The sequence below is a fragment of the Pseudomonas nitroreducens genome (assembly GCF_024170165.1).
GTDB classification, from domain to species: domain Bacteria; phylum Pseudomonadota; class Gammaproteobacteria; order Pseudomonadales; family Pseudomonadaceae; genus Pseudomonas; species Pseudomonas nitroreducens_C.
Genome location: NZ_JALJXP010000007.1, coordinates 175,163 through 188,069, shown reverse-complemented (window position 1 = coordinate 188,069; position 12,907 = coordinate 175,163). Strand labels below are relative to the sequence as shown.

General features: G+C 66.6%; 12 protein-coding genes. 8 read left to right on the top strand and 4 right to left on the bottom strand.

Annotated elements, in window-relative coordinates:
• Positions 1-38: 38 nt before the first annotated feature.
• Entirely contained in the window at positions 39-986 is a 948-nt protein-coding gene (locus tag J2T47_RS15955) for an alpha/beta fold hydrolase (RefSeq protein WP_253448597.1), read from the bottom strand.
• Between the two features lie 97 nt (positions 987-1,083).
• On the opposite strand from J2T47_RS15955, the gene J2T47_RS15950 reads away from it, so the two are divergent.
• The 8 genes from J2T47_RS15950 (at position 1,084) to J2T47_RS15915 (ending at position 7,713) form a co-directional block, all read left to right on the top strand.
• On the top strand, positions 1,084-1,911 hold the full coding sequence (locus J2T47_RS15950) for a substrate-binding periplasmic protein (protein ID WP_253448595.1): 828 nt from the start codon (positions 1,084-1,086) through the stop codon (positions 1,909-1,911).
• A 28-nt stretch (positions 1,912-1,939) separates the two neighbouring features.
• Positions 1,940-2,284 carry a DUF4398 domain-containing protein gene (locus tag J2T47_RS15945; protein ID WP_301295571.1) on the top strand — a complete coding sequence of 115 codons (345 nt, stop codon included), beginning with the start codon at positions 1,940-1,942 and terminating at the stop codon, positions 2,282-2,284.
• The gene (locus tag J2T47_RS15940; RefSeq protein WP_253448592.1) at positions 2,281-3,102 is read left to right on the top strand and encodes an OmpA family protein; all 822 of its coding nucleotides are present in this window, start codon (positions 2,281-2,283) and stop codon (positions 3,100-3,102) included. The genes J2T47_RS15945 and J2T47_RS15940 overlap by 4 nt, the downstream gene beginning before the upstream one ends.
• 152 nt (positions 3,103-3,254) lie before the next feature.
• A complete protein-coding gene (locus tag J2T47_RS15935; RefSeq protein WP_253448591.1) occupies positions 3,255-3,890 on the top strand; it encodes a response regulator transcription factor in 636 nt (211 codons plus the stop codon).
• A gap of 105 nt (positions 3,891-3,995) precedes the next feature.
• Positions 3,996-5,435, top strand: a complete 1,440-nt coding sequence (locus tag J2T47_RS15930) for a PLP-dependent aminotransferase family protein (RefSeq protein WP_253448590.1) — start codon at positions 3,996-3,998, stop codon at positions 5,433-5,435.
• Between the two features lie 290 nt (positions 5,436-5,725).
• Positions 5,726-6,319: an RNA polymerase sigma factor gene (locus J2T47_RS15925; protein ID WP_253448589.1), complete on the top strand. Its 594-nt coding sequence runs from the start codon at positions 5,726-5,728 to the stop codon at positions 6,317-6,319.
• Positions 6,316-7,020, top strand: a complete 705-nt coding sequence (locus J2T47_RS15920) for a hypothetical protein (RefSeq protein ID WP_253448588.1) — start codon at positions 6,316-6,318, stop codon at positions 7,018-7,020. Before J2T47_RS15925 ends, J2T47_RS15920 begins: the two co-directional genes overlap by 4 nt.
• 48 nt (positions 7,021-7,068) lie before the next feature.
• Entirely contained in the window at positions 7,069-7,713 is a 645-nt protein-coding gene (locus J2T47_RS15915; protein WP_253448587.1) for a hypothetical protein, read from the top strand.
• Positions 7,714-7,864: 151 nt separating this feature from the next.
• Here the strand turns inward: J2T47_RS15915 and J2T47_RS15910 are convergent, their stop codons facing one another.
• From J2T47_RS15910 to atuF, 3 genes are all read right to left on the bottom strand, one after another.
• Entirely contained in the window at positions 7,865-9,682 is a 1,818-nt protein-coding gene (locus J2T47_RS15910; protein WP_253448586.1) for a long-chain-acyl-CoA synthetase, read from the bottom strand.
• A 232-nt stretch (positions 9,683-9,914) separates the two neighbouring features.
• Positions 9,915-10,736 carry an SDR family oxidoreductase gene (locus J2T47_RS15905; RefSeq protein WP_253448584.1) on the bottom strand — a complete coding sequence of 274 codons (822 nt, stop codon included), beginning with the start codon at positions 10,734-10,736 and terminating at the stop codon, positions 9,915-9,917.
• A 147-nt stretch (positions 10,737-10,883) separates the two neighbouring features.
• Positions 10,884-12,875 carry a geranyl-CoA carboxylase subunit apha gene (atuF, locus tag J2T47_RS15900; RefSeq protein WP_253448581.1) on the bottom strand — a complete coding sequence of 664 codons (1,992 nt, stop codon included), beginning with the start codon at positions 12,873-12,875 and terminating at the stop codon, positions 10,884-10,886.
• Positions 12,876-12,907: the final 32 nt, after the last annotated feature.

Below are 12,907 nucleotides of genomic sequence, written 5' to 3'. Positions count from 1 at the left end.
CGGCGCCCCAGGGCGCCGTTGCTGTTTTCCGGCCGCGATCAGTTCGCCACGGCCACCGGTGCGTGGTTCTGCTGGAGGAAGTCCAGGTAGAGGCGGGCGGTTTCCTCGGGGCGCTCGATCATCGGCACATGCCCGCAATCGCGCAGGATGGCCACGCTGGGCTTCTTCAGCAGCGGCTTCATCACTTCGATGCTGGAGACGTCCAGCACGCGGTCGCGGTCGCCCCACAGCAGCAGGGTCGGCGCGGTGATCTTCGGCAGTTCCGGCTCCAGCGGGATGTAGCGCTCACGCAACTGCTGGAAGACCATGGCATTGAACGCGCTGCGTTGCAGCGAGCGTTCGGCCAGATAGTCCCGCAGCCGAGACGGCAGCGGCGGCTTCTGCACGAAGACGAAGTCGAGCAGGGCCGGGAAGTCGTCCACCGAGCGCAGTACCAGCGGGTTCTCGCCAGCCTTGAGGCGCTCGAACAGTTCGCTCGGGTGCGGCGCCATGACGCCGGCGTTGTCGAACAGGCCGAGCGACAGCACCTCCTGCGGATGCCGCGCGGCCAGCAGTGCGGCGATGTGCCCGCCCATGGAGTTGCCGACCACGTGGAAGCGGCCGATGCCCTGTTCGCGCATGAAGTCCGCCAGGCGCTCGGCCTGGGTGCCGACGTCGTAGCTGATGTTCTCCGGCTTGCTGCTGTCGCCGAAACCCGGCAGGTCGACGGCGATGACGTGGTAGTCCCTGGTCAGGAAGCGGGCGAAGCGCGGCCAGTTGCTCTTGTCGGCACCGAAGCCGTGGATCAGCAGGATGGTCTGGGCTTTTTCCGGGCCGCCCTCGTAGTAGGTGATGTCGAGGTCGTCGACCTGCAGGCTGTTGGTCGATAGCCGCGCGCGGGCGCTTTCGACGTACTGCGCCGTTGCCAGCAAGGTGGACGGGAAGGCGTAGAGCACGCCGGCGGCGACGGCTATCAGCAGGAGAAGGGCCAGAAGGGCTTTCTTCATGAGAAGTCCTTATTACCAAATCGGGGCGGTGTGCTTTACGCTAGCATTTTGCGGCTCTAAGCATGGCCGTTCTTTCTTCTGGCGAGCGAGACAACCGATGCCTGATTGCTCCACGTTGATCCGTGCGGCGCTGCTGCTGGTGACTTTCTCCGTGCCCCTGGCCGGTTTGGCCGCGGGCAAGTGCGAACGCCTGGTGGCCACCGGCAATCCGGAGTACCCGCCCTACCTGTGGCGTGACCCGGCGCAGCCGGAGCGATTGATCGGCGCCAACGCCGACCTGCTGGAGCAGATCGGCAAGGCGGTCGGGGTGAACATCCGGGTGATCTACACCGGCTCCTGGGCCCGCGCCCAGGAAGAGGCGCGCCTGGGGCGGGTCGACCTGATCGCCGGCGCCTTCCTCACGCCGCCGCGCCTGGAGACCATGGACTACATCCATCCGGCCTTCCTCACCACCGAGAACGTGGTGTGGATGCGCAAGGACGCCACCACGCCCTACAGCGGTCGCGATGACTTGCGTGGCCTGAAGGGCGGCACCCTGGTGAACAACAGCTTCGGCCCGGACTTCGATAGCTTCGCCAAGCAGGAACTGACCCTGGAAGAGGTGCCCAGCCTGACCCAGGCCTTCCAGAAGCTGCTGCTCAAACGCTCGGACTATGTGATCTACGAGCACTATCCCGGCCTGGCGGTCGCCGATACCCTCGGCATGGCCGACGACCTGCAGCCGCTCGAACCGCCGATCTCCAGCGAGGGTCTGTACCTGACCGTGTCGCACAACTCGGCCTGTAACGACCCGTGGCTGCGCGGACAACTGGCGAAAAAAATGACAGAATTGACGGCCGCCGGAGTCCCGCAGCGCCTGCTGCAGGACAACCTGGCCCGCTGGAAGGCTCAGCAGCTGCAGCCTGCCAGCACTCCCACCGAGTAGGACAAGAGATTTCGTGATCAATCGACGGATGATGGTCGCCGGCCTGGCTTTGTTTGCATTGGCCGGCTGTGCGACGAACGACCCGGCACCCAGCGAGCAGATGCGCCTCACCGAGCAGGCGCTGGAACAGGCCAAGGCCGTGGGTGCGACCGATGACGTGGCCGAGCTGAAGCTCGCGGACGACAAGTACCAGGCCGCCAAGGGCGCCCTGGCTGTCGGCTCGAACAAGAAGGCCCGGCAGCTCGCCGAACAGGCCGAGCTCGATGCGCGTCTGGCCGAGGCCAAGGAGCTGACGCGCAAGAGCGCCGAGCAGTTGGCCGAGCAGGGCAAGAGCATCAATCGCCTGCGCAAACAGTTGGGAGAAGTGCAATGACTCCCGTGCAACTGTTGCGCCGCGCGTGGCTGGGCGTTCTCTCCGCCGTCACACTGCTCGCCGGCTGCGCCAACAGCCAGCTCAGCGAGAAATCCCTGGAGCAGGCCCGCCTGCAGTTCCAGGCGGTGAAGGAAGACTCCTCCGTGCTGCGCAGCGCGCCCAAGGACGTGATCCGTGCCGGCGAGTCGCTGGCCCGTGCCGAGCGCCTGTCCAACTACTGGGGCAGCAGCGACGACGTGCTGCAGTACTCCTACCTCAGCCAGCGCTACAGCGAGATCGCTCGCGAGCACAGCAACCTGGCCCTGAACCAGGAGCGCCTGGGCAAGCAGCAGATGGAGCGCGAGCGTCTGCAACTGGCGATGCGCGAAGCGCGCCTGCTCAACGTGCAGGAGCAGAGCAAGTGGCTGGAGCAGCAGATGGTCAGCCTCGCCACCAACGAAACCGAGCGCGGCCTGGTGCTGACCCTCGGTGACGTGCTGTTCGACAGCGGCGAAGCGGACCTCAAGCCCGCCGCCAATCGCACCGTGCTCAAGCTGGTGCAGTTCCTCCAGCTCAATCCGCGCCGGGTAGTCCGCATCGAGGGGTACACCGACGGCGAGGGTGACCGCGAGCAGAATCTGCAACTGTCCAAGGACCGTGCGCAGGCCGTGGCCGACGCGCTGACCGACCTGGGGGTGGACGAGAAACGCGTGCAGGTGCAAGGCTATGGCGAGGCCTATCCGATCTCGGACAACGCCTCGTCGCTGGGGCGCGCGCAGAACCGCCGGGTGGAGATCGTCTTCTCCGACGAGAAGGGCCAGCTCGGCGCCGAACGCTGATCCCGTCGCAATATCCCGTCACAGGAAAACCCCGGTAGCCTCGGCTCCGGGGTTTTTTGTCAGGGGGATCTCGAAATCTTTCGAGTGGCAGCTTGGCGAAAATAGCCAAGTGCGACTAATCCCCTCAGGGGAGCTGTAAACGAGAGAACGAGATGTCATCGGAAAAGAAGCTGTTCAATGTAATCGTGGCGGACCCGCAACCGATGATCGGTTGGGGTCTGGAACGCTATCTGCTGGAGCGCGAACTGGCGCAGGTGAAGGCCTTCGTCAGTGACACCGACAGCCTGCTGGATGTGCTCAACGCCCATCCCGAGGTCGACCTGGCCATCGTCGAACTGGCGCTGCCCGGCGCCCGTGGGCGTGACGGCGTGCACCTGATCGAATGGCTGCAGCGCCACCATCCGGAAGTGCCTGTGCTGGTCTACTCGGTCATGGGCGCTCCGTTGCTGGCGACTGCGGCGGTCAAGTGCGGCGCCGTGGGCTATGTCTGCAAGCGCAACCCGCTGAGCCTGCTGGACGATGCCATCGCGCGCATCCGCAAGGGCGAGACCTACATCGACCCGATGCTGCGACCGCCGCGCCATACCGGCAAGCCGCTGAGCCCCACCGAGATCGACATCATCCGCCGCCTGGCCCATGGCGCCACGGTGGGGGAGATCGCCGAGCGGACCAACCGCAGCGTCTCCACCATCAGCACCCACAAGCGCAACGCCATGCAGAAGCTTGGCCTGACCACCGACGCGCAACTGGTGGTGGCGGGGCTGCTGGACTGGCTCGGAGATATCTGAGGGAGCAGGACGGACAACTGTATCTGACGGAATGTTTCCGACTGTTCTGGAACAGTTTGCACTTTTTGGCTACTGTTTCGGTTCAATGCCCGAGGGATGGCCGTCATGTCCAATCTGCTGCTGTATCAGCGCATCGCCCAGCAACTGGCGGAAGACATCCGTCGTGGTGTCTACCAGCCGGGCGAGCGCGTGCCGTCCGTGCGCAAGCTGAGCACCCAGCTCAACGTCAGCCATGCCACGGTGCTCCAGGCCTACGCCACCCTCGAAGACCAGGGGCTGATCCGCGCGCGCCCGCAGTCCGGTTACTACGTGCATCGCACGCCAGCCCTGACAGCCTCGACCCCGGATATCGCCCGTGTCGAACGACCGGGCCTGGTCACCCGCAGCAGCATCATCAACCAGGTGCTCGCCGAGGCACGCCGTGAAGGCGTGTTCCCGCTGGGCGCCGCCGTGCCGCACGTGGATTACCTCCCGGTGCGCGCGCTGCACCAGCAGTTGGCCAAGGTCACCCGCTTCTCCAGCCCGCGTGCCTTCAGCTACATGTTCAGCCCCGGCTACGAGCCGCTGCGCCGCCAGGTGGCGATCCGCATGCGCGATGCCGGCGTGGTGGTGGATCCGACCCAGGTGACCATTACCCATGGCTGCGTCGACGCCATCCACATGGCCCTGCGCGTGATGACCCGCCCGGGCGACCTGATCGCCACCGAGTCGCCGAGTTACTACGGCTTGCTGCAGTTGGCCGACATCCTCGGGCTCAAGGTCATCGAGATCCCCAGCGACCCGCTGACCGGCATCAGCCTGGAAGCCCTGCAACTGGCCGCCAACCAGTGGCCGATCAAGGCGCTGGTGCTGACCGCGCGCCTGAGCAACCCGCTGGGCGGCACCATTCCGGAGGACCGCCAGAAGGCGCTGCTCAAGCTCACCGCCGAACACAACATCGGGGTCATCGAGGACGACATCTACGGCGAGCTGATGTTCGACCAGGGCCAGACCAAGGCGCTCAAGGCCCACGACCGTGACGGCCGCGTGGTGTATTGCTCGAGCTTCTCCAAGACGATCTCCCCCGGCGTGCGCATCGGCTGGATCATCACCGAGCGCTACCAGGAGGAGATCCGCCGCCTGCAGACCTTCACCACGCACTCGGCGTGCACCGTCACCCAGATGGGAGTGGCGGCTTACCTGGAGAACGGCGGCTACGACCGGCACCTGCGCTACATCCGCCAGGAGTACCGCAAGAACATGACCGCCTACCAGCTGGCGGTGCAGCAGTACTTCCCCGAAGGCACGCAGATGACCCGGCCCAAGGGCGGTTTCATCCTCTGGGTCAGCCTGCCGGCCAAGGTGAACACCAAGGAGCTCCACGTGCGCGCGCTGGAGCAGGGCATCAGCATCGCTCCGGGGCTGATCTTCAGTAACACCGAGCAGTTCAACAACTGCCTGCGCCTGACCTGCGGCATCCCGTGGGACCGTGAGGCGGAGCGGGCGATCATGACCCTTGGCATGCTGGCCTGCCAGCTCTGTCAGGAGGAGCTGATCGCCGCGTAATGGTCCGGCTTGCGTAGGAGCGGACTCTGTCCGCGATGGTATCCGCCGCAATGCGGAGCTATCGCAGCCGGAGTCCGCTCCGACGTAATAGCTTCATAGCGGCGTTAACCCGTTTTCCCCCATCGTCTCGTCCAAGGGCATTGATCCCTCGACGAGGCGCCACCGTGCCGCTTGCTACACCCGAGCTTCTGCCCGCCCGCCACGGCGCTATCCCGGCGCCCGCATCATCGGCACTGCCCGGCCGCTGGCGAGCTGCCAGCCGAAAGCTGCCCCGTTACGGATCGAGAGAGTTGAAGATATCCCCCAAGGACGAAAGCGACGCGGCATTGCTGCGACGCTACCGACAAGGCGACGCCGAGGCCTTCGCGGAGCTCTACGCTCGTCATCGCCTCGGCCTGTTCCGCTTCCTCTGCGGCCTGTGTGGCGACCACGCCCAGGCCGAGGAAGTGTTCCAGGAAACCTGGATGAGCCTGATCCGCAGCGACAGTCAGCCGCTGGGTGCGGCGAGCTTCAAGACCTGGCTGTACCAGATCGGCCGCAACCGCCTGATCGACCACTGGCGCAAGCTCGGCCGTCACCAGGGGCGTCAGGAGAGCTTCGACGAGCAGTTGCACGGCGATGCGCTGGCCGGGGAAAGCATCGACCCGGAGCGCGAGCTGAGCCTGAGCCGCGACCAGCAGCGTCTGCAGGGTGCGCTGGAGTCTCTGCCGGAGGAGCAGCGCGAGGTGTTCCTGCTGCGAACCCATGGCGACCTGGAACTGAACGAAATTGCCGAGCTGACCCAAACTCCGGCCGAAACGGTGAAGAGTCGGCTCCGCTATGCCATGCAGAAACTGCGTCGGTTGTTGTCCGACCCGTCGGTGACCGAGGAGGTGAATCCATGAACCGCGATCCGCACGAGCAGGACATGCTCGAGCACTACCGCCGGCACAGCGATGAGCAGCCGTCGGCGCAGCTGGACGCGCGCATCCTGGCCGCCGCCCGTGCCGCCGTGCAGGAGAAGAAGCCCAGCCTGGCCCAGCGTCTGCACCACTGGCTGCTGGGCGCCGGCAGCCGCCAGCGCTGGAGTGTCGCCGTGGCAGGACTGGCGAGCCTGGGCATCGGCCTGAGCCTGACCCTGCGCACCTACGAGGAGGCGCCGGATCGCTTCGATGCGCCGGTCGCCCCGGCGATGCTGCGCGCGCCGGCTCCCGCTCCGGCCATGGCGCCACCGGCGGCACCGGCTGCCGAGTCCTACGCGGCGGAGCCGCAGAGGGACAGCGCCGCCGCTGGCGCAGCGATGGACTCGCTCGCCAAGCCTGCGCCGATGAGCAAGAAGCAGGCGGTGGAAGAGGCAAAGGCCAGTTCCAGGGTCGAGGCTCGCGAGCTTGCCGATAGTCCCGCGCCGGCCGGCGAGCATGCCCAGGGGAAGCTGCAGGCTTTCGCGAAAGAGGTTGACGAACCGCGCACCAGCCTGCTGCACCTGCGCGACTTGCAGGACCAGGGGCAGCAGGAGGAGGCTGAACGCTTGCGCCAGAGCCTGCGGCAGCGTTTCCCCGACCTGGATATCGATCACGCCTTGAAGGATCTGCCTGACAACCCTTGATCAATGACAGGCTGGGTTCAGTGCACGCCTGTCAGACTGATTGTCGTAATGGTTTGTCATGGCAAGGCTCTTGCTCTGCCTCGCATCTCGCGCCAGCATTGCGCGGTTTTTCTGACGGTCCGCTCCATGAAGATGTCCCGAATTCTCATTGTTGCCAGTTTGTCCCTGCTGCTCGCCGCCTGTGGTGATGAGCACAAGGACAAGGCTGCCGCTCCTGCGCCTGCACCGGCTGCTGCGCCCGCGGCCAGCGCGCCTGCGCCCGAGCCGGCCGCCGAGCAACCGCGCGAGTCGGAAGCCAAGCCCGCGGCGGCCAAGGCCGTGGCCTCGCCGAAGGCGCCGGCGGTCGAGGCGGCCATCAAGCCCGAGGCCAAGGCGCCGTCGAAGACCCCGGCACAGGTGAAGAAGCCGGTCGATCCGGTCGTCAAGCAACCGTTGCCTCCGGTAAAGCTCGACCTGCGCCTGCCCAGGGAGCTGGTGCATCAGCTGGAGCCGGAACAACCGGTGACTGCGCTGGAGGAAGAAAAGCCGATTCTGCCGCAGTTGTTCCGCAGCAAGGATGAGAGCGCCGAGGTAAGCCCGTTCGCGGTGGGTGGCCGGCTGATCTCGCGCGAGCCGAATGAGCGCGAAACCAATGACGACAGCTGGCACTCGGATATCCGCGGCGCCGAGTTGCAGTTCAAGTTCCGCAACTGACCGCCCAGATTCTCCGTACGAACGGCCCGGTTCTCGCTCGCGAACATCGCCGCAACCAGGAGCCCAGCGTGCGGGGCGCATTACGCGCCAGCGTTATCCGCCCCGCGGTCGCGCGCATGGCGCGCTCCTGCAGGTATAACCATGGCTTGACTCAGAAGCGATGCACGCCGCCGCGAATCGCCTCGAACAGTGCCCCATCCAGCGTCCGATAGTCTGTTTCGCCGGGCAGCCGCACGAACAGCGCCTCGGTCACGGCTGAAGGATCGTAGGCGTTGCGCTTGAGGTCGGTCTTCTTGTACTTGAAGGTCCCGGTGGTCTCCACCTGGGCCAGCAGGCGCAGGAACAGCGGCACGGCGTAGGCCGGCAGCTCACGGTCCAGGTGCGCCGCCAGCAGCGCGGCGTCCAGGCTGGCGCCGTCGGCCAGGCGCAGCGCGGCCATGCCGCAGCGGCCATTGGTACCGGGGATCTCCACGCCGTAGACCACCGCATCCTCCACACCGGGGAAGGCGCCCAGGGCGTTTTCCACCTCGGTGGTGGAGACGTTCTCGCCCTTCCAGCGGAAGGTATCGCCCAGGCGATCGACGAACTGCGCGTGCTTGAAGCCGATGTCGCGCATCAGGTCGCCGGTGTTGAACCAGGTATCGCCTTCCTTGAACACGTTGCGGTAGATCACCGCCTCGCTCTTGGCCGGGTCGGTGTAGCCGTCGAAGGGCCACTTGTCGCTGATCTCGCTGATCAGCAGGCCGGCCTCGCCCTTGTCGACCTTCTCCATGAAGCCCTTGGCGCCGCGCACCGGCTGGTCGTTCTCCAGGTCGTAACGCACGATTGCGTAGGTGGCCGGAGAGAAGCCCACGGTGTTGTCGAAGTTGAATACGTTGGTGAAGCCGATGTTGCCCTCGCTGGACGCGTAGAACTCGGTGATCCGTTCGATGCCGAAGCGCTCCTTGAACTCGTTCCAGATCGACGGGCGCAGGCCGTTGCCGATCATGCAGGTCAGGGTGTTGCCGTGTTCCTCCGCGCATTGGGGCTGGTTCAGCAGGTAGCGGCAGAGCTCACCGATGTAGCCGAAACAGGTCGCCTGGTAGGTCTGCACGTCCTTCCAGAAGGCGCTGGCGGAGAATTTGCGGCGCAGGGCGATGGCGGCGCCGCCGGCCAGTACGGCGCTCCAGCACACGGTCACGGCGTTGTTGTGGTAGCAGGGCAGGGTCAGGTAGAGCACGTCGCTGCTGGTCAGGCCGAGCCCGGAGTGGCCGAAGCCGCCGTACGCCTTGATCCACTTGCCGTGGCTCATGATCGAGGCCTTGGGCAAGCCGGTGGTGCCGGAGGTGTAGATGTAGAAGCAGGCGTCCTTCAGGCGTACCCGCGCCGTCTCGGCGAGGTTGTTCGAGTCCTGCTCCTGCGCCAGGCGCATCAGGCTCTGCCAACCGGTCGGGGCCTGTGCCGAGTCTTCGCCGTCGGCGATCCAGTAGCAGTGCCCGCCGCTGTTCTCCAGGGCCGGCCGGACGTCCTCGAAAGCCTCGCGCAGCTCCTCGCCGACCACGAAGTGGCTGGGCTTGACCAGATTGAGGCTATGGCTGAGCACCTGACCGCGCTGGGTGGTATTGACCAGCGCGCCGATGGCGCCGAGCTTGGCCAGGGCGGCGAGCACCACCATCAGTTCGGCACGGTTTTCCAGCATCACCGCGACCACGCTGGCGTGGCCCACGCCTTCGGCCTGGAAGGCCCGCGCCAGGCGATTGGCCCAGCCGTTGAAGAGGGCGTAGGACAGGCGCCGGCGCTCATCGATCAGCGCGGGGCTGTCCGGGTAGAGGCGCGCGGCGCGCTCCAGCGCCCAGCCCAGGGAGAGGTTCTTCTCGCGGTTGCGGATGCCGGTGTAGTAGAGCCCGCGCAGCATGCGTGGCACGCGGCCGAGTGTGGCCGGCAGGTGGGCGAGGAAGCGGGTCGGGGTGATGATGTCGGCGTGGCTCATTGACGCGTGCCCTTATTGTCATTGTTGTCTGGCGTGCAGACGCTTTTGCGCGACTCTAGGCCGCTCCCTGGCGCGAGACTATGGCCCGGGCGCGCGTGCCGCCGGGCAGATCGGCAAACCGGTCGGCGGAGCGTTCATCGCAGTCTAGGAGGGGATGGCCGGTCGGCCAGGCGGGGATTGTGTCGAATGGTAAACGGACTCCCGTGACGGGAGTCCGTGAGGGGGCGAGCGGTCAGTCGAGGAACAGGTCGGGCACCAGGCTGCCGCCGTTCGGGTCGAAGCGGTACTGCTCGAAGTCGGTCTCGCCCTGTTCGCGCAGGATGTCCTCGTCGATCAGCAGGCGTCCGCTGATGGCGCGCTCGCTGCTGGAGAGGATGGCGTAAGCGGCGTCTGCCATGATCGCCGGGGTGCGTGCGCGCTTGAAGGCGTCGCGGCTGCCCAGTTCGAACTCGATGGCGGCGGTGGCGATCATGGTCTTCGGCCAAAGGGCGTTGACGCTGATGCCATACTTCTTGAACTCCTCGTGCATCCCCAGGGTAAGCATGCTCATGCCGTACTTGGTGACGGTGTAGGGGCCGTGCTGGGCGAACCACTTGCCGGCCAGGTTGATCGGCGGTGACAGGCTGAGGATATGGCCCTTGCTGGCTTTCAGGTAGGGCAGCGCGGCCTGGCTGCAGACCATCACGGCGCGGGTGTTGATCTGGTACATCAGGTCGAAGCGCTTGGGTTCCAGGCGCTCGACGCCGACCAGCTTGATGGCGCCGGCGTTGTTGACCACCGCGTCGATCCCGCCGAAATGGTCGGCAGCCTTGGCCATCGCCTCGCGCACCGCATTCTCGTCGCGTACGTCGAGTTGCAGGGCCAGCGCCTTGCCGCCGGCGGCTTCGACTTCCTCTGCGACGCTGAAGATGGTGCCTTCGAGTTTCGGGTGGGGCTCGGCGCTCTTGGCGGCGATGACGATGTTGGCGCCGTCGCGCGCGGCGCGCAGGGCGATCTCGCGGCCGATGCCACGGCTGGCGCCGGTGATGAAGAGGGTCTTGCCTTTCAGGGACATGGTTGGGGCTCCGTGTTCTTGTTATGAGTCTTCAGCTGAGGGACTGACGGTGTCTGTAGGAGCGAGCTTGCTCGCGAACAATCCCCGCTGCGGGGCCTGGGTTCGCGAGCAAGCTCGCTCCTGCGAAGAGCGACGAGCGAAAGCGGTTCAGGCAGACTCCAGTGCCTCGACCTCCACCAGCAACTGACGGGATTTCACCTGTTCGCCCTTGCTCACCTGCACGCGGCGGATCACGCCGTCGACGCCGGCCTTGAGCGGGTGTTCCATCTTCATCGCCTCCAGCACCAGTAGCAGCTGGCCCTTGCTGACGCGCGTGCCCTCGGCCACCAGCACGTCGACGATGGCGCCATCCATCGGCGCCTTCACCGTGCCGGAACCCGCGCCCGCAGCGGCTCCGATCGGTTCGTGGGTGACGTCCAGCAGTTCCAGGTTACCGTCCGTGCCATACAGCCACAGGCGTGCGCCATCGCGGTGGAAGGGCAGGCGGCGGCGGATGCCGTCGGCTTCGAGGATGGCGTCGCCGTTCTCTTCGCCGAGCAGGCGCAGATTGATCTCGCTGTCACCGATGCGCGCCAGCAGCGTCGGCTGGGGGCCGTGCTCGCGGACCTGCAGTTCGATGACGAACTTCTCCTCGCCATGCTTGAGCGCGAAGCGCCACGGCGCGCTGCCCGCGCTGCGCCAGCCGGACAGGCCGGGCTGGTGCGCGCGGTCGCTGGCCGAGGCCTGGTAGAGCAGGGCGGCGGCGCAGGCCAGTTCCAGTGCCTGTGGCTGGCGCGGGGCGAGGCTCGGGTCGCCGGCGAACTGCTCGCCGATGAACGCGGTGGTGGCCTTGCCGGCGGCGAATTCCGGGTGCCTGAGCAGGTTGGCGAGGAAGCGCTGGTTGCCGGTCACGCCCAGCAGCACGCAGTCCTCGACGGCGCGTACCAGCTTGCGCCGGGCCTCGTCGCGGGTGGCGCCATAGGCGATGACCTTGGCCAGCATCGGGTCGTAGAACGGCGTCACCGGCTGGCCTTCGCGCAGGCCGTGGTCGATGCGGATGCCGTCCAGTTGCGGCGGCGTCCAGCGCAGTACCTGGCCGGTCTGCGGGAGGAAGCCGCCACCTGCGTCCTCGGCGTAAAGGCGCACTTCGATGGCGTGGCCCTTGAGCTGGATCTGCTCCTGGATCAGCGGCAGCGGATGGCCTTCGGCGACGCGGATCTGCCAGGCCACCAGGTCCTGGCCGGTGACCAGTTCGGTCACCGGGTGCTCGACCTGCAGGCGGGTGTTCATTTCCAGGAAGTAGAAGGCGCCGCTGGCGTCCAGCAGGAACTCCACGGTGCCGGCGCCCAGGTAGTTCACGGAAGCGGCGGCCTTCACCGCCGCCGCGCCCATGGCGGCGCGCAGCTCTTCGCCGAGCACCGGGCAGGGCGCTTCCTCGATGACCTTCTGGTGGCGGCGCTGTACCGAGCAGTCGCGCTCGCCGAGATAGACGATATTGCCGTGGCGGTCGCCGAATACCTGGATTTCCACGTGGCGCGGCTGCACCACGGCCTTCTCCAGGATCAGCTCGCCGCTGCCGAAGGCGTTCTGCGCTTCCGAGCGCGCGGTGCGCAGCTGTTCGGCGAGGTCTTCGCCGCGGGTCACCAGGCGCATGCCGCGCCCGCCGCCGCCGGCGCTGGCCTTGATCATCAGCGGGTAGCCGATGCGCTGCGCTTCACGGGTGAGCGTGGCGTCGTCCTGCTCCGCGCCTTCGTAACCGGGAATGCAGGGCACGCCGGCTTCGAGCATGGCGATCTTCGACAGGCGCTTGCTGCCCATCAGGTGGATGGCTTCCACGCCGGGGCCGATAAAGACGATGCCGGCGGCCTCGCAGGCGCGGGCGAAGTCGGCGTTCTCCGAGAGGAAGCCGTAGCCGGGGTGGATGGCGCCGGCGCCGGTGCGTTTTGCCGCGTCGAGAATAGCTTCCGGCTTCAGGTAGGACTGGCCCACCGGCGCCGGGCCGATGCACACGGCTTCGTCGGCCAGCTGCACGTGGCGGGCATTGGCGTCGGCCTCGCTGTACACGGCGACGGTGCGGTAGCCCAGGTCGTGGGCAGTGCGGATCACCCGGCAGGCGATCTCGCCACGGTTGGCAATCAGGATCTTGTCGAAACTGGGCATGGTGGCTGTTTCCCTCTCCCCAGCCCTCTCCC

What these genes read in the sequence shown, in the direction of transcription:
- atuF (WP_253448581.1), bottom strand. Translation starts at nt 12,875, where the DNA reads ATGCCCAGTTTCGACAAGATCCTGATTGCCAACCGTGGCGAGATCGCC.
- J2T47_RS15940 (WP_253448592.1), top strand. Translation starts at nt 2,281, where the DNA reads ATGACTCCCGTGCAACTGTTGCGCCGCGCGTGGCTGGGCGTTCTCTCC.
- J2T47_RS15935 (WP_253448591.1), top strand. Translation starts at nt 3,255, where the DNA reads ATGTCATCGGAAAAGAAGCTGTTCAATGTAATCGTGGCGGACCCGCAA.
- J2T47_RS15950 (WP_253448595.1), top strand. Translation starts at nt 1,084, where the DNA reads ATGCCTGATTGCTCCACGTTGATCCGTGCGGCGCTGCTGCTGGTGACT.
- J2T47_RS15930 (WP_253448590.1), top strand. Translation starts at nt 3,996, where the DNA reads ATGTCCAATCTGCTGCTGTATCAGCGCATCGCCCAGCAACTGGCGGAA.
- J2T47_RS15905 (WP_253448584.1), bottom strand. Translation starts at nt 10,736, where the DNA reads ATGTCCCTGAAAGGCAAGACCCTCTTCATCACCGGCGCCAGCCGTGGC.
- J2T47_RS15945 (WP_301295571.1), top strand. Translation starts at nt 1,940, where the DNA reads ATGATGGTCGCCGGCCTGGCTTTGTTTGCATTGGCCGGCTGTGCGACG.
- J2T47_RS15910 (WP_253448586.1), bottom strand. Translation starts at nt 9,682, where the DNA reads ATGAGCCACGCCGACATCATCACCCCGACCCGCTTCCTCGCCCACCTG.
- J2T47_RS15920 (WP_253448588.1), top strand. Translation starts at nt 6,316, where the DNA reads ATGAACCGCGATCCGCACGAGCAGGACATGCTCGAGCACTACCGCCGG.
- J2T47_RS15915 (WP_253448587.1), top strand. Translation starts at nt 7,069, where the DNA reads ATGGTTTGTCATGGCAAGGCTCTTGCTCTGCCTCGCATCTCGCGCCAG.
- J2T47_RS15955 (WP_253448597.1), bottom strand. Translation starts at nt 986, where the DNA reads ATGAAGAAAGCCCTTCTGGCCCTTCTCCTGCTGATAGCCGTCGCCGCC.